Annotated in this window: 21 protein-coding genes and 1 pseudogene; 12 read left to right on the top strand and 10 right to left on the bottom strand. The window is 68.0% G+C overall.

Annotated elements, in window-relative coordinates:
• Position 1 precedes the first annotated feature (1 nt).
• Both cydD and cydC read left to right on the top strand, forming a co-directional pair.
• Positions 2-1,690 (top strand): annotated as a pseudogene (gene cydD / locus NV2_RS18015) (thiol reductant ABC exporter subunit CydD); the annotation flags it as partial.
• A 314-nt stretch (positions 1,691-2,004) separates the two neighbouring features.
• Positions 2,005-3,717: a thiol reductant ABC exporter subunit CydC gene (gene cydC, locus NV2_RS18020; RefSeq protein ID WP_067875396.1), complete on the top strand. Its 1,713-nt coding sequence runs from the start codon at positions 2,005-2,007 to the stop codon at positions 3,715-3,717.
• A 525-nt stretch (positions 3,718-4,242) separates the two neighbouring features.
• On the opposite strand, the gene NV2_RS18025 is transcribed toward cydC, so the two are convergent.
• From NV2_RS18025 to NV2_RS18050, 6 genes are all read right to left on the bottom strand, one after another.
• The gene (locus NV2_RS18025) at positions 4,243-4,923 is read right to left on the bottom strand and encodes a heme-binding beta-barrel domain-containing protein (RefSeq protein ID WP_067875504.1); all 681 of its coding nucleotides are present in this window, start codon (positions 4,921-4,923) and stop codon (positions 4,243-4,245) included.
• A 181-nt stretch (positions 4,924-5,104) separates the two neighbouring features.
• Positions 5,105-5,410 carry a DUF1416 domain-containing protein gene (locus tag NV2_RS18030; RefSeq protein ID WP_067875399.1) on the bottom strand — a complete coding sequence of 102 codons (306 nt, stop codon included), beginning with the start codon at positions 5,408-5,410 and terminating at the stop codon, positions 5,105-5,107.
• A gap of 6 nt (positions 5,411-5,416) precedes the next feature.
• Positions 5,417-6,250 (bottom strand): sulfurtransferase, encoded by an 834-nt coding sequence (locus tag NV2_RS18035; protein WP_067875402.1) that lies wholly within the window; start codon positions 6,248-6,250, stop codon positions 5,417-5,419.
• Positions 6,251-6,332: 82 nt separating this feature from the next.
• On the bottom strand, positions 6,333-6,818 hold the full coding sequence (locus NV2_RS18040) for a DUF4395 domain-containing protein (RefSeq protein WP_067875405.1): 486 nt from the start codon (positions 6,816-6,818) through the stop codon (positions 6,333-6,335).
• Between the two features lie 310 nt (positions 6,819-7,128).
• The gene (locus NV2_RS18045) at positions 7,129-7,575 is read right to left on the bottom strand and encodes a thioredoxin family protein (RefSeq protein ID WP_067875408.1); all 447 of its coding nucleotides are present in this window, start codon (positions 7,573-7,575) and stop codon (positions 7,129-7,131) included.
• The gene (locus NV2_RS18050; protein ID WP_067875506.1) at positions 7,572-8,378 is read right to left on the bottom strand and encodes an LmeA family phospholipid-binding protein; all 807 of its coding nucleotides are present in this window, start codon (positions 8,376-8,378) and stop codon (positions 7,572-7,574) included. Before NV2_RS18050 ends, NV2_RS18045 begins: the two co-directional genes overlap by 4 nt.
• A gap of 328 nt (positions 8,379-8,706) precedes the next feature.
• Between NV2_RS18050 and NV2_RS18055 the strand changes: the two genes are divergently transcribed.
• The 6 genes from NV2_RS18055 (at position 8,707) to pstB (ending at position 14,860) form a co-directional block, all read left to right on the top strand.
• Positions 8,707-9,471: a winged helix-turn-helix transcriptional regulator gene (locus tag NV2_RS18055; protein WP_067875411.1), complete on the top strand. Its 765-nt coding sequence runs from the start codon at positions 8,707-8,709 to the stop codon at positions 9,469-9,471.
• Between the two features lie 200 nt (positions 9,472-9,671).
• Positions 9,672-10,649, top strand: coding sequence for a mycothiol synthase (gene mshD / locus NV2_RS18060; RefSeq protein WP_067875415.1), 978 nt, complete (start codon positions 9,672-9,674; stop codon positions 10,647-10,649).
• A 324-nt stretch (positions 10,650-10,973) separates the two neighbouring features.
• Positions 10,974-12,086: a phosphate ABC transporter substrate-binding protein PstS gene (gene pstS, locus NV2_RS18065; protein WP_067875417.1), complete on the top strand. Its 1,113-nt coding sequence runs from the start codon at positions 10,974-10,976 to the stop codon at positions 12,084-12,086.
• A gap of 104 nt (positions 12,087-12,190) precedes the next feature.
• Complete coding sequence (gene pstC / locus NV2_RS18070) at positions 12,191-13,159, top strand: phosphate ABC transporter permease subunit PstC (protein ID WP_067875508.1); 969 nt, start codon at positions 12,191-12,193, stop codon at positions 13,157-13,159.
• Positions 13,159-14,064, top strand: a complete 906-nt coding sequence (gene pstA / locus NV2_RS18075) for a phosphate ABC transporter permease PstA (RefSeq protein ID WP_067875420.1) — start codon at positions 13,159-13,161, stop codon at positions 14,062-14,064. Before pstC ends, pstA begins: the two co-directional genes overlap by 1 nt.
• A gap of 19 nt (positions 14,065-14,083) precedes the next feature.
• Positions 14,084-14,860, top strand: a complete 777-nt coding sequence (pstB, locus tag NV2_RS18080; protein ID WP_067875424.1) for a phosphate ABC transporter ATP-binding protein PstB — start codon at positions 14,084-14,086, stop codon at positions 14,858-14,860.
• Positions 14,861-14,903: 43 nt separating this feature from the next.
• Here the strand turns inward: pstB and NV2_RS18085 are convergent, their stop codons facing one another.
• Positions 14,904-15,245, bottom strand: coding sequence for a cupin domain-containing protein (locus tag NV2_RS18085; RefSeq protein ID WP_067875426.1), 342 nt, complete (start codon positions 15,243-15,245; stop codon positions 14,904-14,906).
• Positions 15,242-16,036: a class I SAM-dependent methyltransferase gene (locus NV2_RS18090; protein WP_067875428.1), complete on the bottom strand. Its 795-nt coding sequence runs from the start codon at positions 16,034-16,036 to the stop codon at positions 15,242-15,244. The genes NV2_RS18085 and NV2_RS18090 overlap by 4 nt, the downstream gene beginning before the upstream one ends.
• Before the next feature lie 83 nt (positions 16,037-16,119).
• Here NV2_RS18090 and NV2_RS18095 point away from each other — a divergent pair, with 83 nt between their 5' ends.
• From NV2_RS18095 to NV2_RS18110, 4 genes are all read left to right on the top strand, one after another.
• Positions 16,120-16,779 (top strand): helix-turn-helix transcriptional regulator, encoded by a 660-nt coding sequence (locus NV2_RS18095; protein WP_067875432.1) that lies wholly within the window; start codon positions 16,120-16,122, stop codon positions 16,777-16,779.
• A 190-nt stretch (positions 16,780-16,969) separates the two neighbouring features.
• Positions 16,970-17,428, top strand: coding sequence for an MTB12 C-terminal domain-containing protein (locus NV2_RS18100; protein WP_067875435.1), 459 nt, complete (start codon positions 16,970-16,972; stop codon positions 17,426-17,428).
• A 12-nt stretch (positions 17,429-17,440) separates the two neighbouring features.
• Positions 17,441-18,169 carry an ABC transporter ATP-binding protein gene (locus NV2_RS18105; RefSeq protein ID WP_067875438.1) on the top strand — a complete coding sequence of 243 codons (729 nt, stop codon included), beginning with the start codon at positions 17,441-17,443 and terminating at the stop codon, positions 18,167-18,169.
• A complete protein-coding gene (locus tag NV2_RS18110) occupies positions 18,166-18,987 on the top strand; it encodes an ABC transporter permease (protein WP_174550603.1) in 822 nt (273 codons plus the stop codon). Before NV2_RS18105 ends, NV2_RS18110 begins: the two co-directional genes overlap by 4 nt.
• A 9-nt stretch (positions 18,988-18,996) precedes the next feature.
• On the opposite strand, the gene phoU is transcribed toward NV2_RS18110, so the two are convergent.
• Together phoU and NV2_RS18120 are read right to left on the bottom strand one after the other, a co-directional pair.
• Entirely contained in the window at positions 18,997-19,668 is a 672-nt protein-coding gene (phoU, locus tag NV2_RS18115; RefSeq protein ID WP_067875441.1) for a phosphate signaling complex protein PhoU, read from the bottom strand.
• Positions 19,669-19,765: 97 nt separating this feature from the next.
• Positions 19,766-21,622 (bottom strand): LCP family protein, encoded by a 1,857-nt coding sequence (locus NV2_RS18120; protein WP_067875444.1) that lies wholly within the window; start codon positions 21,620-21,622, stop codon positions 19,766-19,768.
• Positions 21,623-21,972: the final 350 nt, after the last annotated feature.

Raw genomic sequence — 21,972 nt, forward strand, 5'->3', positions numbered from 1 at the left:
CATGGCCAGGCCCGTCGATTCCCGGCTGTGGCGCTATGCGAGCACCGCACGGCGCTACCTGATCATCAGCGTGGGCCTGTCGGTGGTGGTCACGGCGAGCATCGTGGTCGCGGCGCTGATGCTGGCGCGCGTGGCGGCCGGCGTGATCACCGATCCCGGCCGCCGGACCGCCGGAGCCTGGGCCACCGAACTGGTGGTCCTCGCGGCGGCACTCGCGGTGCGGGTGCTGGCGAGCTGGTGGCAGTCGCGGCTTGCCCATCGGGCGGGGGCGCAGGTGGTTGCGGAGCTGGAGACTTCCGTGCTCACCGCCGGCGCCGCCCTCCCGCCGCGTGAATTGGATTCCCGGCGTACCGAACTCGCCGTGGTGGTCGGTGACGGGCTCGGCGGGTTGCGTGCCTACCTGACCGGATACCTGCCGGCGCTGCTGCTGGCGGCGCTGGTACCGCCGATCGTGCTGGTGGTGATCGCGCTGCACGATCTCACCGCGGCGATCATCATTCTGGTCACACTGCCGCTGGTTCCGCTGTTCATGATCCTCATCGGCCTGATGACGAAGGGGCGCGCCGAACAGGCGCTCAGCGCGACCACCCGGCTGTCGGATCAGATGCTCGATCTGTTCGCGGGCATGCCGACCCTGCGCGCCCTCGGCCGCGAAACCGGTGCCGCCGACGGGCATGCGCCGTCCATGCGGGGCCGGGTACGCGAGCTGGGGGAAGCACTGCACAAGCGGACCATGGCGACGTTGCGGGTCGCGTTCCTGTCGTCGATGGTGCTGGAGATGCTGGCCACTCTGTGTGTGGCGCTGGTCGCGGTATCGATCGGCATGCGGCTGGTCTACGGGAACATGGGGCTGTACGCCGGATTACTGGGCCTGATCCTGGCGCCCGAGGTCTACCTGCCACTGCGCACGGTGGGGGAGCGCTTCCATGCCGCGCAGGACGGGATGGCCGCGGCGGAACGGGCTTTCGCGGTACTGGATCCGCCCGGTGCGGAACCGCCGCACCGAGACCGGGCCGCGCCGACGGGTTCGGCGGCGCCGGCGCCCGGACCGATCGAACTGTGCGGAGTCGGTGTGCGGGCGAGGGACGGCTATGCACCGGCCGACCTGTCGGCAGTCCTGCGGCCGGGGACGGTCACCGTGCTCACCGGACCGAACGGATGCGGTAAATCGACGGCGCTGCAAGCGATCCTGGGGCTGACACGGCCCGAACAGGGCAGTGTGCACGTGGGTGGCCGCCCGCTCGACGAGCTGAACCCCGAGGCATGGTGGGCCCGCCTGGCCTGGTTGCCGCAACGGCCCGTGCTGCTGCCCGGCACCCTTCGGGAGAACCTCGAACTGTTCGGTGCGGACCCGGCGTCCCCGGATATCGCCCGGATCTGCGCGGCCACCGGCTTCGACGAGGTGCTGGCCGAACTGCCGGACCGGTGGGACACCGTCGTCGGTGCGGGCGGGCTGGGCCTGTCCCTGGGCCAGGGCCAGCGCCTGGCCCTGACCCGAGTACTCGCCGCCGACCGCCCGGTCCTGCTTCTCGACGAACCCACGGCACATCTCGACGACCGCAGTGAGGCAACAGTTCTCGCCGCCCTGTCGGAGCGGGCGCGGGCAGGCGCCACCGTCGTGGTGGTCGCACACCGGCCCACTGTGCTCGCCATCGCGGACCGAATCGTCGAGGTCGAGGCGAGTGGGGTGCCGAGTGGGGAAGAACCGGAACCGCCGCGTCCCGGCCCGCCCCGCCGAGCCCCGACCACGGCTGCCGAGCGCGTCGCCGACGCCGGACCGGCTGCCGGCGCAGAGCAGTGGCCGGTCGGAGAAACCGAGCCGCAGCAGGACTCGGAACACGAGGACGCGATGGCGCACCCGCAGCGGATCGACCGGCAAGACCGGCAGTTGTCGTCGGGCCGAGCGGGTTTCGCGGACTTCTCGGTGCCCGGGACTGCGGGGGTGGCGTCCACGCAGGTGGTTCCGGGCGGACTGTCCGGCCCGGGCGCAGGAGGGGGAAGACGATGAGACTGTGGTCGGAACTTCGGGATCTGCGCCGCTTGTCGCAGATATCGCCGTGGCGGGTCGCGCTGTCGGTTGCCTGGGGGACCGTCGCGCTGGGGAGCGGTCTCGGACTGGCGGCGCTGGCGGCCTGGCTGATCGCGCGCGCCTGGCAGATGCCACCGGTCCTGGATCTCACTGTCGCGGTGGTCGCGGTGCGGGCGCTGGGTATCTCGCGTGGGCTGTTCCGCTACATCGAAAGGCTCGCCACCCACGATGTAGCGCTGCGGGCGATGACGACTGCGCGGACGACGGTGTATACCGCGCTGGCTCGGGCCGATATCTGGACTACGCGCGGGCGTGGCCGAGCGGTGACACGGGACAAGTCCGCACCGCTGCGCCGGGGAGATCTGCTGACCAGAATCGGCGCCGATATCGACGATCTCGGCTCGGTGGTCGTGCGAGCGTTGGTCCCCATCGCGGTCGCACTGCTGCTGTCGATCGCTGCGGTGGCGCTGCTGGCCACCATTTCCGGGCCGGCCGCGGCGATACTCGCGGTGGCCCTGCTGGTTTCGGGAGTATTCGCGCCCTGGCTGTCCGCGCGCGCCGGACAGGAGGCCGAGCTGGCGGTGCGCGACGATCGTGCCGAATTCCGGGCCGCGGCGGTGACCGTCCTCGACCACGCTCCCGAACTGCGGGTGGCAGGTCGGCTCCAGGACGCCGTCGGGACCGCCACAGCGGCCTCCGAACGCGCGGTGGCGGCCGAGGACCGGGCCGCCTCGCACAGTGCGTGGGCGGCCGCGGCCACGCCGCTGTCGATCGGGGTCAGCGTGCTGGGGGCATTACTGATCGGCATCGCGCTGTACGGCAGCGGGTCCGATGCGGTGGCCGAACGGCTGCAGCCTGCCGCGCCCGGCGGGATTTCGCCCATGGCCTTCACGATCCTGGTACTGCTGCCGCTGTCGGCTTTCGAGGCGGTCGGGGTGTTGCCCGCCGCCGCGCAGGCACTCACCACCGGCCGCGCTGCCGTACGCCGCATCCGCGACGTGGAACGGATGAGCCCCTCCGCGGTGCGGGCGGGCGCGGTGAGCGGCACCGAAGTGGGCGCGCCGAGCGAATCCGAGATGCTCGCGGACGGGCAGCTGCGGGCTCGGCTCGCGCGGACCCTGCCCGAGATCCCGCCGGGACGGCGGATCGCCGTGGTCGGCCCCAGCGGCGCGGGCAAGACCACCCTGCTCATGGGCTGGGCGGGGCTGTTCGATACGCCGCGGCCCGGCATTACCTTCTTCGCTGAGGATGCCCACCTGTTCGGCACCACGGTGCTGGAGAATCTCCGGGTCGCCCGCGGTGATCTGAGCGCGGACGATGCCGAACAGGCCCTGCGCGCGGTGGGGGCGGGGCCCTGGCTGGACGCCCAGGTCGAGGGCCTGGACACCGATCTGGTCGGCGGTGCCGCCGCGGTCTCGGGTGGTCAGCGGCGCCGGCTGTTGCTGGCACGGGCGCTGGTCGCCCCGGCTCACACCCTGCTGCTCGACGAACCCACCGAGCATATGGAGGCCGGTGCCGGTGCGGACCTGCTGCGGGCGCTGCTGGACGAGACCAGCGGACTGATCGCACCCGATCGCACCGTGGTGGTGGTGACCCATCAGCTGCCCACCGACCATCGCGCCGACACCGTGGTCACCGTCGCACCGGGCGGGGCGGTCACCGTCTCCCATCCGGCAGCCACCGCTTAACCACCAGGTCACGCAGCGAATTCGGCTGTGGGGAAAATCCGTTGCGTGCCTGTCCCGGCGCCGGTAGTTTCGTCGGTACACGGGAAAGGAGGTGGTTCGACGAATGAATATTCATAGGACGCGTGAGGTGGCTGCCGGTTGAGCGCCACAGCCGCGGTACCCGTACCGCGGCACGCTGCAGTGGATTCACTCCCCGCGCGAGCGCTGAGCTAATCCAAGGCAGTCACCCGGCCCCCGAGCTCCCGGTTGTCCGACCGGGTACGGCGACGAGAAGTAATTCTCCGCCGTAAAGCTCGGGGGCTGTGCCGTGCCGCCTCCCCGCAATTTTAGGCCAGGCTCGGGTGCGGGGTTGCTTCGCGTCGGCGGGTGCGGTGGGGCGTTCGGTCTGCTCAGCCCGTACCCGGTGAGTTACCCATGTTCTGGCGAGATCAGTGGTTCTGTTGGTGCAGGAGAACAGTGGGTTTCGCGCTGGTGTGATCTGGGGTTTCGCCGGCGGGCAGGTCGGCTTCGTTTGCGCTTACGCGTTCAGCCGATGTAGCGCTGGAGGCGGGCGGACAGGCGGGGCTGGAGGGCTCCGTCGGATTCCACTCGCTCCTCTACGTAGCCGAGGTCGCCGCCTTCGACGATGCCGTAGAGGCGTTTCGCGCCGCCGACGACCGCACCGGACTGGCTGCGGATCACCACATCGGTCGCGAGTTCCCAGGAGGACTGGGTCAGGGCTTGGCCGTAGAACAGTTCGACGACGCCGGAGCTGTGGGTCAGCAGCAGTTCGAGAACTTCGTCGTCGCCTTCGATGCCGACCCGCCAGAACCCGCTCTCGCGCAGGTCGGGGCCGGAGTACTCGCCTTCGGAATCCAGCACCCAGGAACGGGACTCCCAGGCCAGATAGTCACCGCCGTCGTGCGACACGATGATCTGCTGGCCGAAGCGATAGTCGCCGCCGCGCTCGGGGTCGTTGCCCTCACCCTCGCCGCGCCACACACCGACCAGCGGGAGCAGCGCGAGCATGGAGGCGCTCAGATCGGGACCGACCCGCAGATTCGCGGTGTCCTCGGGCAGCGGTAGATCGGGCAGCTGGGGAATGTTGCGCCCACCGGTGGACTCGGCGCGCTCGGCAGCCTTCGCTACGGCCTCGTCGCCACTACCGCGGCGGGCCGCATCGACAGTACCGCGGCGGGCCGCATCGTCCGCCGACTCCGTCACGATTCGGTGAACAGCCGGTAGAGGACGTACAGACCGAACCACGCGATCAGCACGGAGACGAGGACCAGCAGAATTTCGAAGGCTAAGACCACATATCGGAGTTTAACGACTACCCCCGCCGATACGAAAACTGCCCCGGGAATGTTGTTCCCGGGGCAGTTGACGGAGGACGTTCTCGGTGGTCCTACTTGGCGACGCTCACGTCGACATTGTGGACGCCGGCCCCTTCGGGGCTGACCTCTGCCGAGCCGTTGCCCGCCGACGACAGGGCCCGCAGGGTCCAGGTGCCGGGCGCGGCGAAGAAGCGGAAGTCACCGGTGCCGGAGGCCACGACCTCGGCGGTGAACTCGTCGCTCGAGTCCAGCAGGCGGACGAAGGCGCCGCCTACCGGGTTCCCGTCCGCATCGAGGACACGGCCGGTGAGGACCGTCTCCTTCTCGGTGTCGACGTTGGCCGGAAGGGCCTGACCCTGGGTAGGTGCTGCACACATGTCTGGTTACGCTCCCAACTCGATCGGTGCACCGACGAGGGAGCCGTACTCGGTCCAGCTCCCGTCGTAGTTCTTGACGTTCTTGTGGCCCAGCAGCTCCTGCAGCACGAACCAGGTGTGCGAGGAACGCTCACCGATGCGGCAGTAGGCGATGGTCTCCTTCTCGCCGTCCAGGCCCGCTTCCTTGTACAGGGCGGCCAGGTCCTCGTCGGACTTGAAGGTGCCGTCTTCGTTGGCGGCCTTGCTCCACGGCACGTTGATGGCGCCGGGGATGTGGCCGGGACGCTGGCTCTGCTCCTGCGGCAGGTGCGCGGGAGCGAGGATCTTGCCGGAGAACTCGTCGGGCGAACGCACGTCGACGAGGTTCTTCGCGCCGATCGCGTTGATGGCGTCGTCGCGGAAGGCGCGGATCGACAGGTCCTGCTCGGAGGCCTTGTAGCTGGTCGCCGGGCGGGCCACCACATCGGTGGACAGCGGGCGCGCGTCGAGCTCCCACTTCTTGCGGCCGCCGTCGAGCAGCTTCACGTCCTGGTGGCCGTACAGCTTGAAGTACCAGTAGGCGTAGGCCGCGAACCAGTTGTTGTTGCCACCGTAGAGCACGACGGTGTCGTCGTTGCTGATGCCGCGGGCCGACAGCAGATCGGAGAACTGCTCACGGTTGACGAAGTCACGCCGAACCGGATCCTGCAGATCCTTCTTCCAGTCGATCTTTACGGCACCCTCGATGTGGCCCGTGTCGTAGGCGGAGGCATCCTCGTCGACCTCGACGAGAACGACGCCGGGGGTGTTGAGGTTCTCTTCGACCCAGTCTGCGGAGACCAGGACATCGGAGCGAGCCATGTTGTTCCTTTCGATGTGACTTCTGGGGTATGTGGAGATATCGGTCGGTGGTTTCGGGGCCGGTCGGTATCCGACGAGCCGGTCAGTGTGCTGCGCCGGCCGGAGTGCCGGAGCGGGTGGTCAGCCGCTGGATCAGCGGGTAGGCGAGGCAGCCCAGGCAGATGCCGAAGGCTGCGTTGAGCAATGCCGCGAACAGGGCGAACGCGGTGAAGACGGCGCCGACCACGCCCGCGCCGGCCACGAAGCCGATGAAACCGGCGGCCGCGAAGACGAAGCCGACCAGCTGGGCGAACCGAAGCGGCGGCACCGGTTCGGTCTCGGTGGCCGGTCCGATCCGCGGCGCGACGAACGCGGCGAACAGCCGGCCGTACGGGCTGCGTCGCGGCCCGTACGCCGCACCGACAGCGAAGACGATCGCCTGCAGCGCGATCAGTACTGCCGCGGCCGGTGTGGAGAAGGCCGAGACGACGAGGACGAGAACGAGGACGCCGGTGGTGACCCACGCCGCGAACCGTGGTCCGCGCACGTCCACCTGCCCGGGGTTGGGGGTATCGGTGTTCTGAGGCACGAATGCTCCTGCGCTGAAGAAGGCTTATCTGTCAGAGATAGTCGGATCACCGGGGGATCGTCGAGATCACACACGCGGTGGACAACCGGTCGGCGGCAGGGAAACGAAAGGCCGACCGGCTACATGCACAGGCAGCAACAACCGCCGAGGCGGCACAGATCTACTGTGCGGCGTCGGGTGAGCATCAGCTCTCGGCGGGTTTGCACGTAAAGCAGTTTACCCGGTTTCGGCAGGGAATTGGACCCCGGGTACGAAACTCGGCGCCAAGATGGGGCGCCCGGTATCGAAAAAGCAGCGTTGACCAGGAAGTTCAGGCCGCTTCGGCGAGGGTCAGTGGCGTCAGGGCACTGCGCAGATCGGCGGCCTTGGGCACGCCCGAGATCCGGAACCGTTCCCGGCCGCGGGCATCGAAGACGAAGGTCGTGGGCAGCGACAAGACGTTCAGTTCACGCGCCAGCTCCGCCTCGGCATCGATATCGACCTCGATATCGCGCGGCGGTGCCGCGGTGTCGGACAGATCCGCGACGACCCCGGCCACCACTCGCCGGACCGCGGAGCAGGGGCCGCACCATTCGGCGGAGAAGTGCACTACCGCGGGTACCGCATCGGTGACGCCCACGGCGGTGAGCAGTTCGGCGCGTGAGCCGCCGAGCTCATCGACCTTTCCCGCGCGTACCCGGCCCTCCCGGTAGCGCAGGACGAATCCCACGGCAACACCGGCCAGCAGTACGACGATCAGGATGACGAGTTGAGTCATGGTCGGGCAAACCTGTCCATATCAATGCGGATATTCTCCCCTTCCCCCTCTACCACGATATTGCCGCCGACAGCCTGCACCTTCTTCGGGGGCACTCCGAAAGGTAGATCCCTGGTGTCGATGGTACGGGTGAATCGTGCCAGCACAGCGGCCTTGTCCAGATCCGGACCGAGTTCGGAGGCGGTGGTCACGGGAGCGGTGGTGTCGACGCCACCGTGATACAGATCGGTGGCGACCAGTTTGATCTGATCCCCGTCGAGAAACAGGTCGGCCTTCACGCTGATCCGGTCGGTGCTGCGGTTCTCGGGGCCGAGCCGGATGCTGCCGGTGAGTACCAGGGCCCCTTCGGTCGTCATTCCCGAACCACCGGAGCCGCCGGTACCGTCGGATTTGTCGGCCGGACGGGTGACCACCTCGAGGTCCGGGATGTTGAACAGGCGGCCCAGTTCGACCGGTTCGATCCGCATCCGCCCGGCGACCCGGTCCACCATCACCGATCGCATCTGATTGTCGATCAGATTGCGGGTCGACAGGTGCACACCGTTGAGGGTGCTCTCGACCAGGATCTCGCCGGGGATATCGGGCCGGTTCGCGCGAGCCTGCACTTCGATATCGCGGTAGTTGCCTTGCGCGGCCTGAATCAGGAACGGGAACCCGTGAATCGTCACCTCGGGATCGGCGCTGAGCTCACCGCCGGCGCGCAGCGACCGCGATACCCGGTATTCCGAGTAGGCCGCGGCGGTGAAATCGACCACTACGGCGATCGCGACCACCGACAGCAGTCCGACGATCAGTTTTCTCATCCACATGCTCCGAGTTCAGGCCGTCCGATGCGCGGGAACCGAGGGGTCGCGCGCGGAGGATTGTCCAGGTGCGGGGGCCTCGGTGAGGAGGCTACCCGGGTAGGCACGATATCTGCCGCCGCGCCGAACGCCGCGAGTGCCTCGGAGGAACGATCCCGGGGGGCCGGCGGCTATCGCTGCTGGACACAGTGCCGAGCCGAGTGGATCCGGAAAATCCGCCCCGGTTCGGGCGCGCGCTAATGTATCCAGCAATTACCTGTGCCGACGCGCATGGTTTCGCGATCGACGTCGTGGTTGCCGCGGACATGCCAGATTGGGAGGAGAGCCGGTGGAGCTACTCCTGCTGACGTCCGATTCGAACCCGGAAGCCGTCCTGCCCTCGCTGGCACTGCTGCCACACCATATCCGTCCCGCTCCGACCGAAGTGGCGTCGCTGCTGGAGGCCGGCACCGCCGATATCGCCCTGGTGGATGCCCGCACCGACCTGGCCGCGGCACGGGGATTGTGCCGACTGCTCGGCAGTACGGGATCCTCGGTGCCGGTCGTCGCGGTCCTGACCGAGGGTGGGCTGGTGGCGGTCAACGCCGACTGGGGACTCGACGACATCCTGCTGCCCGGGACCGGCCCGGCCGAACTCGATGCACGCCTGCGCCTGTTGGTGGCGCGCAGCGGTGGTGCGGCCCCCGAGAACACCGGCAAGGTCACCCTCGGTGAGCTGGTGATCGACGAGGGCACCTACACCGCCCGCTTGCGCGGCCGCCCGCTCGATCTGACCTACAAGGAATTCGAGCTGCTGAAGTACCTGGCCCAGCACGCCGGCCGGGTATTCACCCGCGCCCAGCTACTGCAGGAGGTGTGGGGTTACGACTTCTTCGGCGGTACCCGCACCGTCGACGTCCACGTGCGGCGGCTGCGCGCGAAGCTCGGCAGCGAATACGAATCGCTGATCGGCACCGTCCGCAATGTCGGTTACAAGGCAGTGCGGCCGGCGCGTTCGGCCAAGCCCAAGGGCGGCGAGCAGTCCGCACCCGCGCCGGACGAGGACGGCGACACCGAGACCACCCCGCTCAGCCCGGCCAACGGAACCAGCTGAGCTCGCCCTGCGCGGGTGCGCCCGGCGCTGCTGCGCGGTGCATCTCGGAGCTGCGGCGCAGTGCGTCCCGAAACCGCTGCGTGGTGGGTCCGTGAGCTGCAGCGCGGTGCGCCGGGAACCCGTATCCGGTGCGCCGGGAATTATCGTGGCGCTGACCCCGGTTGCCCGGGGCGGCGAATTCGGATGAGTGAGGGGTCGTTGTGAGCGAGCAGTTGCCGGTCTGGAACACCGAACTGACACCGGAGGTCGCGGCGCAGGTCGCGGAGCTGGTGGATCGGGCGAGCGCCACCGACGGCGTCGCGCCGATTTCGGAGCAGGCGGTGCTCTCGCTGACCGCGCCTGCCCCCGCCCAGGCCGCCGACGCCTCCGAGGCACCGGGCGCCGGGGAGGCCGAGTCGGCTGCTCCGGTCCGGCACCTGCCGATCGAGCGTGACGGGGAACTGGTTGCCTACGCGAATCTCGTGCCGGCGCACGGTGAACACCCCGCGATGGCCGAGGCCGTCGTGGATCCGCGGCTGCGTGGCCGGGGTATCGGCGCGACGCTGGTGGCCGGGGCACTGGAGGCGGGTGGACCGGGGGCCCGGATCTGGGCGCACGGAAATCTGGCACCGGCGCGCGCGGTGGCCGGACGCCTCGGACTGGTGGTGGCCCGTGAACTGTGGCAGATGCGCCTTCCGGCAAGCGTCGAGCTACCAGCGTTGCAGGTGCCCGGCGACATCACCCTGCGCACCTACGCCGGGCCGGCGGACGATGCGGAGATCCTGCGGGTCAACAACACTGCCTTCGACTGGCATCCGGAGCAGGGCGGCTGGACGGAATCGGAGATCGACGCCCGCCGGGCAGCGGCCTGGTTCGATCCGAAGGGCCTGTTCATCGCGACCGATGCCGCCGATCCGGAGCGGATTCTCGGATTCCACTGGACCAAGGTGCACGAGCCCGACCGTGGCGACGACGGCTCGGCCGCACTCGGTGAGGTGTACGTGGTCGCGGTCGACCCGGCCGCCCAAGGGCGGGGGCTGGGTCGGCTGTTGACCCTCGCCGGCCTGCACCATTTGCGGGAACGTGGTCTGGGTGAGGTGATTCTGTACACCGAGGCCGACAACACCGCCGCTGTACACACCTACTCCCGGCTGGGCTTCGAGACCGCGCATATCGACGCCGCCTACGCTGCTCGCTGACCGGCGGTCGGCTATCTTCTGGTGACCGACTGTTCGGGTGAGATTGATTACGGTCGCCGCCGCCGGGTATCGCCTCGCGTATGCGTGCGAGCAGGGCTGTTGCTGGGGCAGATGCGGCGCACTTCACAGGATCGAATCCGTTTGGCGTCGGGCTGTTCACCTCGCGTTCACTCGGCCAGGTCCCGCTGTCAACCGGGCGAACCTACGTTACTTGTGGGCGGCATTCGCTGCTCGGTGTGCAAGTTCTCTGCGAACGGCCACCCACAGGACCCGTCCGGTCGTTGAGGGATCGGACGAGTACGAAGCGATTCCCGGAGGAACCAGGTGAATCTCAAGCGCAGCGGCGCTCTCCTCGGCGTGCTGGCGGCAGCCGGCGCTCTGACACTGACAGCCTGTGGCAGCGACAACAACTCGGCCGCGACCGGAAACACCACCACGGCGGACGTCGCGTGTGGCGGTAAGGACTCCTTGAAGGCGAGCGGATCCTCCGCTCAGAAGAACGCGATGGACCGTTTCATCGCCGCCTACGAGAACAACTGCGACGGCCACACGCTGAACTACACCTCCAGCGGATCCGGTGCGGGCGTGAACGAATTCCTGGGCGGACAGACCGATTTCGGCGGTTCCGACTCGGTACTGGATGCGAAGAAGGACGAGCCGAAGCGCGCCGCGGAACGGTGTGGATCCCCAGCCTGGAACCTCCCGACGGTTTTCGGCCCGATCGCGGTGACCTACAACCTCGGTGGGGTACAGGACCTGGTGCTCGACGGCCCGACCGTCGCCAAGATCTTCAACGGAACCATCACCAGCTGGGACGATCCGGCGGTCAAGGCGTTGAACCCGACGGCGAACCTGCCGCAGCAGCCGATCCACGTCTTCTTCCGCAGTGACGAGTCGGGAACCACCGACAACTTCCAGCGTTATCTCACGGCCGCCTCGGACGGCGCGTGGGGCAAGAGTGCGGGCAAGACCTTCGCCGGCGGCGTCGGTGAGGGACTCAAGGGCAACGAGGGAACCTCGGCTGCGGTCAAGAAGACCGAGGGGTCGATCACCTACAACGAATGGTCGTTCGCCCGGTCGCAGCAGCTGTCCACGGCGCAGATCGTGACCGGAGCCTCCGACCAGCCGGTGCCGTTGAACACCGATTCGGCGGGTAAGGCCATCGCTGCCGCGAAGATCGTCGGTGAGGGCAACGACCTGGTCATCGACACCAACTCGTTCTATCAGCCGACCGATGCGGGTGCCTATCCGATCATGCTGGCCACCTATGAGATCGTCTGCTCGAAGTACCCGGACGCCGCCACCGCTACCGCGGTGAAGGCCTTCCTGCACTCGGCGATCGACAACGGTCAGATCGGCCTGGAGGATTCCGGCTACGTGCCGATCCCGGATGCGTTCAAGACCAAGCTGACCACTGCCATCGACGCCATCTCCTGATTGCGAAGCACATGACAGTCCACGAAGAAGTGTCCTCCGCGGGCCGGCCGGATTCGGCCGGGTCGCGGCAGGGCAGTGCAGTACCGCCGGGAGATACTTCCTCCATGCCGAGCGAACCGAGCAATAAACCGGCCGGTCGCAATGGTGGTCGTGACCGCCGCGGAGAACGGATCTTCCGCTCCCTGGCCACGGCCGCCGGCGCCACGGTCGTCGGCGCTATCGCGCTCATCGCCCTGTTTCTGCTGATCCGCGCCGTGCCGTCGATTCTGGCGAACAAGGACAACTTCTTCACCAGCACCGAGTTCCGGGTCTCCGATCCGGACAATATGCACTTCGGCATTCGTGACCTGTTCATGGTCACGGTGCTCAGTTCGCTGCTGGCCCTGCTGATCGCGGTACCTCTGGGCATCGGCATCGCGCTGTTCCTCACCCAGTACGCGCCGAAGGTGCTGGCCCGGCCGTTCGCGATGCTGGTGGATCTGCTCGCCGCGGTGCCCTCGATCGTGTTCGGGCTGTGGGGCCTGCTGGTGCTCGCCGATCAGCTCGCGCCGGTCGAGAAATTCCTCAACCAGAACCTGGGCTGGTTCTTCCTGTTCCGGGAAGGCAACGTCTCGATCGACGGCGGCGGCACCATCTTCACCGCCGGGGTCGTGCTCGCGGTGATGATTCTGCCGATCATCACCTCCGTCAGCCGCGAGGTCTTCCAGCTGACACCGCGGGCGCAGATCGAGGCGGCACAGGCGCTGGGCGCCACCAAGTGGGAGGTGGTGCGGATGACCGTGCTGCCGTACGGCCGCAGCGGCGTGATCGCGGGATCCATGCTGGGACTGGGCCGGGCGCTGGGCGAAACCATCGCGGTGCTGATCGTGCTGCACACCGCTGCCGAAGCCGGCAGCTGGTCGCTGTTCGACGGCGGTTATACCTTCGCCTCCAAGATCGCCTCGGCGGCCTCGGAGTTCAGTCAGGCTCTGCCGACCGGCGCTTATATCGCCGCGGGCTTCGTCCTGTTCGCACTGACCTTCGTGGTCAACGCGCTGGCCCGGGTTGCCGCCGGCGGAAAGGTGAACGGCTGATGACCACCACGACCACATTCGACGAGCCGGTCAAGGCTCCCGCGTTCCGGCGGGTGAGTACCGGACGCAAGATGCGCAACAATCTGGCCACCGGTGTCATGTGGCTGTGTTTCGCCATCGCGCTGGTGCCCCTGGGCTGGGTGCTGTATCTGGTGGTGGAGAAGGGATTCAGCGCCATCACCAGTAGCACCTGGTGGACGAATTCACAGAAGGGCATCCTGCCCGATGTCGTCGGTGGCGGTGTGTACCACGCCATCTACGGCACCGTCGTGCAGTCCGCGGTCGCCGCGCTGATCGCGGTGCCGCTGGGCATCATGGCGGCGATCTACCTGGTCGAATACGGTCGTGGCCGGCTCGCCAAGACCACCACGTTCATGGTCGACATCCTTGCCGGCGTGCCCTCGATCGTGGCGTCGCTGTTCGTGTTCGCGCTGTGGATCGCCACCTTCGGGTTTCCGCAGTCGGCGTTCGCGGTGTCACTGGCACTGGTGCTGCTGATGCTGCCGGTCGTGGTCCGCAGCACCGAGGAAATGCTGAAACTGGTTCCCGACGAATTGCGCGAAGCGTCCTACGCGCTGGGGATCTCGAAGTGGAAGACCATTCTGCGGATCGTCGTGCCCACCGCACTACCGGGCATGATCAGCGGCATGTTGCTCGCGGTCGCCCGCGTCATGGGTGAAACCGCGCCGGTGCTGGTGCTGGTCGGCTACTCCAAGTCGATCAATTTCGATGTCTTCGACGGAAATATGGCCTCGCTGCCGCTGATGATCTATCAGGAACTCACCAACCCGGAACCGGCCGGTCAGCTGCGAGTGTGGGGTGCGGCGCTGACGCTGATCCTGCTCATCGCGCTGCTGTACATCGGTGCGGCCGTGGCCAACAAACTGCTCACGCGGAAACGATAGAAGCGAACGGAAGACGACAATGGCCAAGCGGATCGACGTCAAAGATCTCAACATCTTCTACGGCAAGTTCCATGCCGTGGGCGATGTCTCGCTGACCGTGTTGCCACGCAGCGTCACCGCCTTCATCGGTCCGTCGGGGTGTGGCAAGTCCACGGTGCTGCGATCGCTGAACCGCATGCACGAGGTGACTCCGAACGCACGGGTCGAGGGCGCTGTGCTGCTCGACGGTGAGGACATCTACGGCTCGGCCGTCGACCCGGTGGGTGTGCGCCGCACCATCGGCATGGTGTTCCAGCGGCCGAACCCGTTTCCCACCATGTCTATTCGCGACAATGTGGTGGCCGGACTGAAGCTGCAGGGGGTACGCAACCGGGGCGAGCTCGACGAGGTCGCCGAGCGCTCGCTGCGTGGCGCCAATCTGTGGAACGAGGTGAAGGATCGCCTCGACAAGCCCGGCGGTGGCCTGTCCGGTGGTCAGCAGCAGCGCTTGTGTATCGCCCGCGCCATCGCGGTCTCACCCGATGTGCTGCTGATGGACGAGCCGTGCTCCGCGCTGGATCCGATCTCCACGCTCGCGATCGAGGATCTGATCTCGGAACTGAAGCAGAAGTTCACGATCGTCATCGTCACCCACAACATGCAGCAGGCTGCGCGGGTAAGCGATCAGACCGCGTTCTTCAACCTCGAGGCCCAGGGCAAGCCCGGCAAGCTCATCGAGATCGACGAGACCGAGCGCATCTTCTCCAACCCCACCCAGAAGGCGACCGAAGACTACATCTCCGGCCGCTTCGGCTGAGGTCCGCTCCGGCGGTGGAGCGGGATGTGCCTGCCCGCCCGGCTTATTCGGTGTCGATATTGCGGTGCAGGGTGACGTGCACGACCGAGTCCTCACCCGCGACGAGCCGGTGCACGTCACCACCGACGACGTAGACGACGGTCCCCGCGACCAGCTCGTAGGTCCGAGTGCCCGCGGCGGTGTGGACGTCCAGGGTGATCGCGCCGCTGACACAGGTGATCAGAATCGGCCCGGGGGCGCGGTGCTCGTCCAGGATCTGCCCGCGCCGGAAACTGATGCGCACCAGGGTCAGTCCCGGTCCGGCGAGCAGCCGGCGGGCCTGCGGAGCGTCACCGTCCCGCGGGTCGAAGGATGTCGTGTCGGTGGCGATGGGTGCGTCGGTCATGCGGCGGGCTTCCTGGCGATAACGGCGATGGCGGTGAGGCTGCGCCGATGGGTCCGGAACGTGGAACGCATGGCGAGCACGCGTTCCCGGGCAGGGCGGTCGCGCAATACATTACGGATGATCCGCGCGGTGCCGGCCACACCCTCGTCGGCGACGACCCGGCGCGGTTCCAGCAGTGCCATCGGCGCCAATTCCACCGTCTCCACCTCGAATCCGCCGTCGGTCAGCAGCTTGGTCCATTCGGCGCCGGTCAGCGGGCGGGCGTTCACCTTGATCGAGCGCGCCAGCGCCTTGCGGATCTCGGTCTTGGTGTCCTCGGCGAGCTCGTCCGGTTCCAGTGCCATCTCGTGAATGGCGTAGCGGCCGCCGGGCCGCAGCACCCGGAACGCCTCGGCGATGATCGCCGCCTTGTGTGGGTCGGTCTGCATGGTGAGCATCGCCTCACCCACCACGACATCGGCGGAGTCGGAGTCCAGGCCGGTCTCGGCCGCATCGCCACTGGTGATGGTCCCCGCACTGCCCACGGCGGCGGCGCTGAGCGCGGCGGCTGCCGAATCGGCCTCCACGCCGCGATAGCTGGCCGGCTTCCGGTGCAGGATCGCGGCGGCCGTCTTACCCAGCCCGGGGGCCAGCTCCACGACGTCGGTCCGCGGCAGTGCGGCGGCGTCGAGCATGCGCTCGGTCAGTTCCTTCCCGCCGGGCCGCAGGATTCGCTTGCCGAGCCGGGCGAGGAGCCAATGACCCGGTATGTGCGCGGAGTCGCGCTCGTCGAAGGGCAGTGGTGTGCTCATCGTGGTTCCTGTCGTCGGGCCGCGAGCTGCGGCGGGCCGGTTTCGGGGGCGGTCTTACAATCGGTGGTGAAGAAAGGAGCGCGATGGCAGACACGCCCCGGCAGCGGGATCGGGTCCTCGCGCTCGTGCGCGATTCGCTGGAGCCCCTCGACGCGCCGCTCATCGCGCAGGCGCTGGGAATTCACATCACTACGGCCCGTTTCCATTTGAACGCGCTCATCGACGACGACCTGGTGGAGGGCACCTGGCTGCCCTCGGAAACGGTGGGCCGGCCGCGCAAGGGGTATGTGGCACGCGACAACGACCCCACCGCACCGGTATTGGCGGCGCTGCTCGCGCAACTGGGGGACACCGCGGCGGCACGGCAGCGTAAAGCCGTCGCCGCGGGTCGGCTGTGGGCCGACAGTCTGACCGGAATCGACACTCCCGGAACCGAACTGCCGGATCCGGTCACGATCGTCACCACGACGCTGACCCGGCTGGGCTTTCAGGTGTCCGCGGCGGTGTCCAGCTTCGGCACCCACGAGATCCGAATGTGCAACTGTCCGCTGCGGCGGATCGCGCAGGACTCGCCGGAGATCGTGATCGGTCTGCAGCAGGGCATGATCGAGCGGATTCTGCAGCGGCACTCGCCCGCGCTGGACTCGCAGTACGACGTCGAGGTGCATCCGGACGCGGGCGGTGACTGCGGTGTGACCCTGCGCCTGACCAGCAGGGCCTCGCACCCTGCGGCCGCCGGCTGATCGCTGCCTCACCACCTGTTTCCACCCTTTCTCGCTGTTTCCGGGGTCGCTGACGCCTGGCCCGGACCGTTGTGGATGCTATTTAAATAAGTATTGACGATGCAGCTTAGGCTACGCTAATTTCCTCGGGTCAACAGGATCTTCACCTGGAAGACGGGGTGTTGTCCAGCTCACTCGAAAGGGTAATTAAATGATCAAGACGAGGATGCTGTCCGGTGTCGCCGCGATGACGGCAGCGGTTCTGGTGACCGCGCCCCTGGCCGCGGCCGACTCCGGAGACTTCCGCATCACGCGTGAGGTTCCCACCCTGTCCGATCTCAACGAGCAGGTCCGCTTCCTGGTCGAGACACCGGCGTCCGACGAGGCCAAGGCTGCCAACCTGGAGGGTGGCATGAATGCCGTGGTGGTGCCGCGCACCGTCTACAACCTCGGGCTGTTCCGTGCGCCGAAGGGCTGGAACGAGGTCACCGGGCCCGAGACCCACCACGGCGACGAACACACCGCCGTCCTGCACAGCGGCTCCGCCGGTCGCCCCGAGATCACCATGAAGGTCACCTGGAAGCGCATCGACGGCTCGTGGAAGATGGCCAACAGTTCCCTGTGCGAGGGTGTGAAAACCGTCGGTCTGCCCATTCCCTGCACCTTCTGATCCGCCGGCGCGATGATCGAGATTCGTGACCTCTGCCTCCGATACCCGGGGGCGACGGTGCTCGAGGCCGCCGAACTCACCGTCCCGGACGCCGCGGTCACCTATCTGCTCGGCCTCAACGGTGCCGGGAAGTCGACGCTGCTGCGCTGCATCTGCGGCATTGTCGCCCCGGCGGCCGGCACCGTCCGGGTGGACGGTGCCCGGGTCCGGGCCCGCCGGGCCACACCGCCTTCGCTGGGGATACATCTGGATTACCGCGCGGTCGACCCGCGGCACACCGCCCGTCGCCATCTGCGCTGGATCGCCCGTGCCCGCGGATTGCCGCTGTCCCGAGTTCCGGAAATGCTGGAACTGGTCGACCTGGGACCGGTCGCGGACCGGCGGCTCGGTGAGTACTCGTTGGGGATGCTGCAGCGGGTCGGCATCGCGGCGGCCCTGCTGTCCGAACCCGCCACCCTGCTGCTCGACGAACCGCTCAACGGACTCGATATCGACGGCATTCTGTGGCTGCGTGCGCTGCTGCGGCGCCTCGCCGACCAAGGCACCTGCGTTCTGGTCACCTCACATCTGCTCGACGAGGTGGAACGCAACGCCGATCGGGTGGTGGTGCTGGGAAGCGGCCGGGTGCTCGCCGACGCTCCCGTACCGGAACTGCTCGAATCGGTGCCCACGGCAACAACTCTCGAGGACGCTTATCTGTCGATCACCGGCCTCGGTGCCGCGACGGAGGCGGCCGCGTGAACGCCGCACCGGCCTGGACGGAACTGCGCCGCGGATTGGCGGCGGAGTGGACCCGAACCGGCGGGCGCAGCTTCCTGTGGCTGGTGGCGATCCCACTCACCTTCGGGCTACCGCTGCTCATCACCTTCGGAATCGCCGCTGTCGCCGAACGTTTCGCGACCATTCCCGGGCAACTCGGCGTCACCGCGGTCTCCACCACCAACTCGGTGTACTGGGTGATCACCTTCGCCGGCTCCATCATGATGGTGACTGCGGCCTTCGCCCACGCCGGTCAGTGGCGCGGAAATACCCGCGACCTCAACGCATTTCTGCTTCCGCGAGCCTGGACCGCAGCGCTGGCCCGGTGGATCTTCTACGGTGTGCTCGCCGCATTGGCCACGCTGATCCTGCTGGTGGTGGTCATGTCCGCACTGCCGCGGCTGTATCCGGTCGTCTACGGCGAAGTGACGCTGACCGATACGGCCGGTCTGCGCTTCCTGTGGACGGTCCCGATCTACGCCTTCGCCGGCTGCGGGGTCGGCATTGCGGCCGGGTCTGCGGTGCGCAGCCCGTCCGCGGCGGTGGCCGTACTGCTGTTCTGGGTATATGTCGCCGAGAATTCGATGAGCCTGCTCCCGCACGGCTACGAACTACAGGCCTACGCACCGTTCCTCAACGCGGTCGCGTCGACCGGCCAGGAATTGGCCTTCCTGCCCCGGTTCGGGGCCAACGGCTCACTGATCTATTTCCTGCTGGTGACGGTGGTGCTGTTCATCGCAGCGGTGACACTGCCCACCCTGGCGGGCCGGTGGTGGCCGCGGCGGGCCCGCCGGGTGTGAACCGGCGGCTCAGACCTTCTCGGCCTCGGCATCGGTGTCCGGCGGCAGCACGCCGGTCACCAGGAAGACCACCCGGCGGCCGATCTCCACGGCGTGATCGGCGAAGCGCTCGTAGTAGCGGCCCAGCAGTGTCACGTCGACGGCCGCGGCCACACCGTACTTCCACTCCCGGTCCATCAACAGCGAGAACAGGTGGCGATGCAGATCGTCCATCGCCTCGTCGTCCTCGTTGAGCTGGGCGGCACGCTCCGGATCGCGGGTCTCGAGCACCTCCTTGGCTGCCGCACCCATATTCACCGCGATGCGGCCCATCTCGGCGAAGTATCCGTTGACCGATTCGGGCAGCGCATGGTTCGGGTGCCGTCGGCGGGCGACCTTGGCCACGTGCAACGCCAGCACACCCATGCGATTGACGTCGGAGACGATCTGGATGGCGCTGATCACCTGACGCAGGTCGCCGGCCACCGGGGCCTGCAGGGCGAGCAGGGCGAACGCCTTCTCCTCGGCCTGCCCGATCATCTCGGCGATCCGGTCGTATTCGGTGATGACCTGCTCGGCCAGCGCGATATCGGCCTCCAGCAACGACTGGGTGGCCCGGTCCATGGCTGCACCGGCCAAACCGGCCATCTCGCCCAGCATGGTGGCGAGATCAGCCATTTGTTCGTTGTAGATGACGCGCATGAAACCAAACACTAGTTCCCGGCGCTGACCAAGTCACGAACGGAGGGTGAATCGTCGGTGCCGATATCCGCCACCGGTCGGTGCAGGTGAGCGCGGCTCACTTGCAGAGTTCGTCGGCGGCGTTGACATGCTCCAGGTCCGAGGGCAGGGCGACCGGCTCGGCACTCTGCGCCGACGGGTCCGGCGCGGTGACCGGCGAACCGAATTCCGTCGGGGCGTTCACGGTGCCGGAGAAGTCCGAGCCGAGCGCCACCTCCACGATGCTGCCCAGGTCCGGTGACTCCTCCATCGTCGCGCCGGGCAGTGAGGATGCCACCGTCGCCGCCGCCGCTTCGTGCCCGGAGGAATACCGGACCGTCGTGGTGTCGACATCGCCGCCGTCGTAGTTGCCCACGCTGTAGATCTGGAAACCCTGGCCGGCGAATGCGGTCGCCGCCGTTCCCGCCATCCCGCTGACTCCGGAGGCGTTGGACACCTGGACCGATACCGTGCTCGGATCGACCGCCTGCAACTTCGGCGGCGCCGGGGGCGGCGGCGCTTCCGAGCTCGGTGCGGCGGGCGCCTTCTTCTCACCCGGGAGCGGCTGGTCGTCGATGATCGCCTGGAAAATCGCCTTGATGTCGGATTCGCGCGGGATCTCGTTGCCGTAGGACGTGGTCCCCGCGGTCGGCACGGTCAGGAAGGTGATCGCACCGGCGTCCATCTTCTGCATCGAACGGCCCAGCATCAGCAGATCCTTGGTGCTGACATGGTCCATGAACGCGTGGCTGCTGAAGGCGTTGATGAATCCGTTGAGCTTGCCCAGGTCGAACAGCACCTTCGACGACAGCGCGCCGCGCAGCAGCGACGACAGGAACAACTGTTGACGGTGAATGCGGTCGTAGTCGCTGCGTTCCTCACCCTGGACGTGGCGGGCGCGGACATAGTCCAGCGCGACCGGTCCGTTGAGCTTCTGCCGGCCGGGCTGAGCCAGGATGGTGCCGAGCTCATCGTCGATCAGCGGCCGATTGGTGCACACCTCGACACCGCCGATGGTGTCGACCATCGACTGGAAACCGCTGAAGTCGATACCGATGAAATGGCCGATCTTCAGGCCGGACATCTTCTGGATGACCTTGGTCAGGCACTTCGGCCCGCCGAGCGCGTAGGTGGCGTTGAGCTTGTCGCCCATCGCGGGTTCGAAGGTCGTATCGGTGTACTTGGCCTTCTCGTTGTCCCAGCCCTCGCATTCGGGGCGGCTCACATCGAGGTCGCGCGGATAGGACACCGCCACCACCCGGGACCGGTCGGCCGGGATATGGACCAGCATCACGGTGTCCGAGCGCGCACCCTCGGCATCTTCGGTGGTACCGGCGCCCAGCTGGGCGTCGACGCCGGCGCGGGTGTCGGTACCGACGATCAGAAAGTTCTCGTCACCCAGCTGACCACCGGGGTCGACGATATCGGCGGAATTCTCGTCCAGCGCCGCGACCTGGGTGAAGCCGTTGTCGGTGGCGCGCAGGTAGTTCCAGCCGACACCGGTCATGAGCAGCGCGAGCACCGCGCAGATCGAACCGGTGGCGCGTGCCGCGGTGCGCGTACGCCGGCGGCGGCGCAACTTACTCGCCGCGAGCCGGGACAACGGTGGTTCGTCGTCCGAATCGTCCTGAGTATCGGGTTCGTGGTGGTGCTCCGCGTCGGCGACGGAAGCAGATGTGCCGAGCTCGGATTCGTCGTCCGGCATGGGCAGCAGCTGGTCGGTGGCCGGGTCGGCGGCCGGTGCCCGGCCGCCACGAGCGCGCCGATCCACCGGGGCGTCGGGAGCGAGATGGACCGCGGTGGGCTGAGCAGCACCGGCAACCGGCGGCGCGGCCCGATTCCCCGCGGCGGCACGCTGGGCTCCGGTCGGGTCGGCGGGTGTGGCGGCCGGCGCAGGTCCGGGATCGACCGGGGGTGCGGCCGGTCCCGGCGGCACGGGCCCACCCGTGCGGGGCGCGCGTTTGGTGGGGTGCGCGGCGGATTCGGGCCTGGCGGCCGGCGGTTCCGGCCGGGCTGCGGGCGCTTCGGGCCGGGCGGCGGGAGACTGCCTGCCGGGCGCGGGAGCGTCGCCGCGAGGAGGTTGAGACGGTGTACGCCGGCCTGGAGCAGGCCGGGCACCGGGCGGCGGATTGTCCACCGCATTGCGGCCACGGGTGGTGCGGCCGGAGTCCATCGGACCGGTAGGGGGCTTACCGCGCGTATCCGCTGTGCCGGGCGCTGGCGCGCTGCCTTCGGGCCGCCGCGCTGTCCGGCCCGTAGGCGTCGCGCCGGCGGGGTTCTCACCCG

It is taken from the genome of Nocardia vermiculata NBRC 100427 (assembly GCF_001613265.1).
GTDB lineage: Bacteria > Actinomycetota > Actinomycetes > Mycobacteriales > Mycobacteriaceae > Nocardia > Nocardia vermiculata.

What these genes read in the sequence shown, in the direction of transcription:
- cydC (WP_067875396.1), top strand. Translation starts at nt 2,005, where the DNA reads ATGAGACTGTGGTCGGAACTTCGGGATCTGCGCCGCTTGTCGCAGATA.
- NV2_RS18100 (WP_067875435.1), top strand. Translation starts at nt 16,970, where the DNA reads ATGATCAAGACGAGGATGCTGTCCGGTGTCGCCGCGATGACGGCAGCG.
- pstC (WP_067875508.1), top strand. Translation starts at nt 12,191, where the DNA reads ATGCCGAGCGAACCGAGCAATAAACCGGCCGGTCGCAATGGTGGTCGT.
- NV2_RS18030 (WP_067875399.1), bottom strand. Translation starts at nt 5,410, where the DNA reads ATGTGTGCAGCACCTACCCAGGGTCAGGCCCTTCCGGCCAACGTCGAC.
- NV2_RS18035 (WP_067875402.1), bottom strand. Translation starts at nt 6,250, where the DNA reads ATGGCTCGCTCCGATGTCCTGGTCTCCGCAGACTGGGTCGAAGAGAAC.
- NV2_RS18090 (WP_067875428.1), bottom strand. Translation starts at nt 16,036, where the DNA reads ATGAGCACACCACTGCCCTTCGACGAGCGCGACTCCGCGCACATACCG.
- NV2_RS18050 (WP_067875506.1), bottom strand. Translation starts at nt 8,378, where the DNA reads ATGAGAAAACTGATCGTCGGACTGCTGTCGGTGGTCGCGATCGCCGTA.
- NV2_RS18045 (WP_067875408.1), bottom strand. Translation starts at nt 7,575, where the DNA reads ATGACTCAACTCGTCATCCTGATCGTCGTACTGCTGGCCGGTGTTGCC.
- NV2_RS18105 (WP_067875438.1), top strand. Translation starts at nt 17,441, where the DNA reads ATGATCGAGATTCGTGACCTCTGCCTCCGATACCCGGGGGCGACGGTG.
- NV2_RS18095 (WP_067875432.1), top strand. Translation starts at nt 16,120, where the DNA reads ATGGCAGACACGCCCCGGCAGCGGGATCGGGTCCTCGCGCTCGTGCGC.
- phoU (WP_067875441.1), bottom strand. Translation starts at nt 19,668, where the DNA reads ATGCGCGTCATCTACAACGAACAAATGGCTGATCTCGCCACCATGCTG.
- pstA (WP_067875420.1), top strand. Translation starts at nt 13,159, where the DNA reads ATGACCACCACGACCACATTCGACGAGCCGGTCAAGGCTCCCGCGTTC.
- pstB (WP_067875424.1), top strand. Translation starts at nt 14,084, where the DNA reads ATGGCCAAGCGGATCGACGTCAAAGATCTCAACATCTTCTACGGCAAG.
- NV2_RS18085 (WP_067875426.1), bottom strand. Translation starts at nt 15,245, where the DNA reads ATGACCGACGCACCCATCGCCACCGACACGACATCCTTCGACCCGCGG.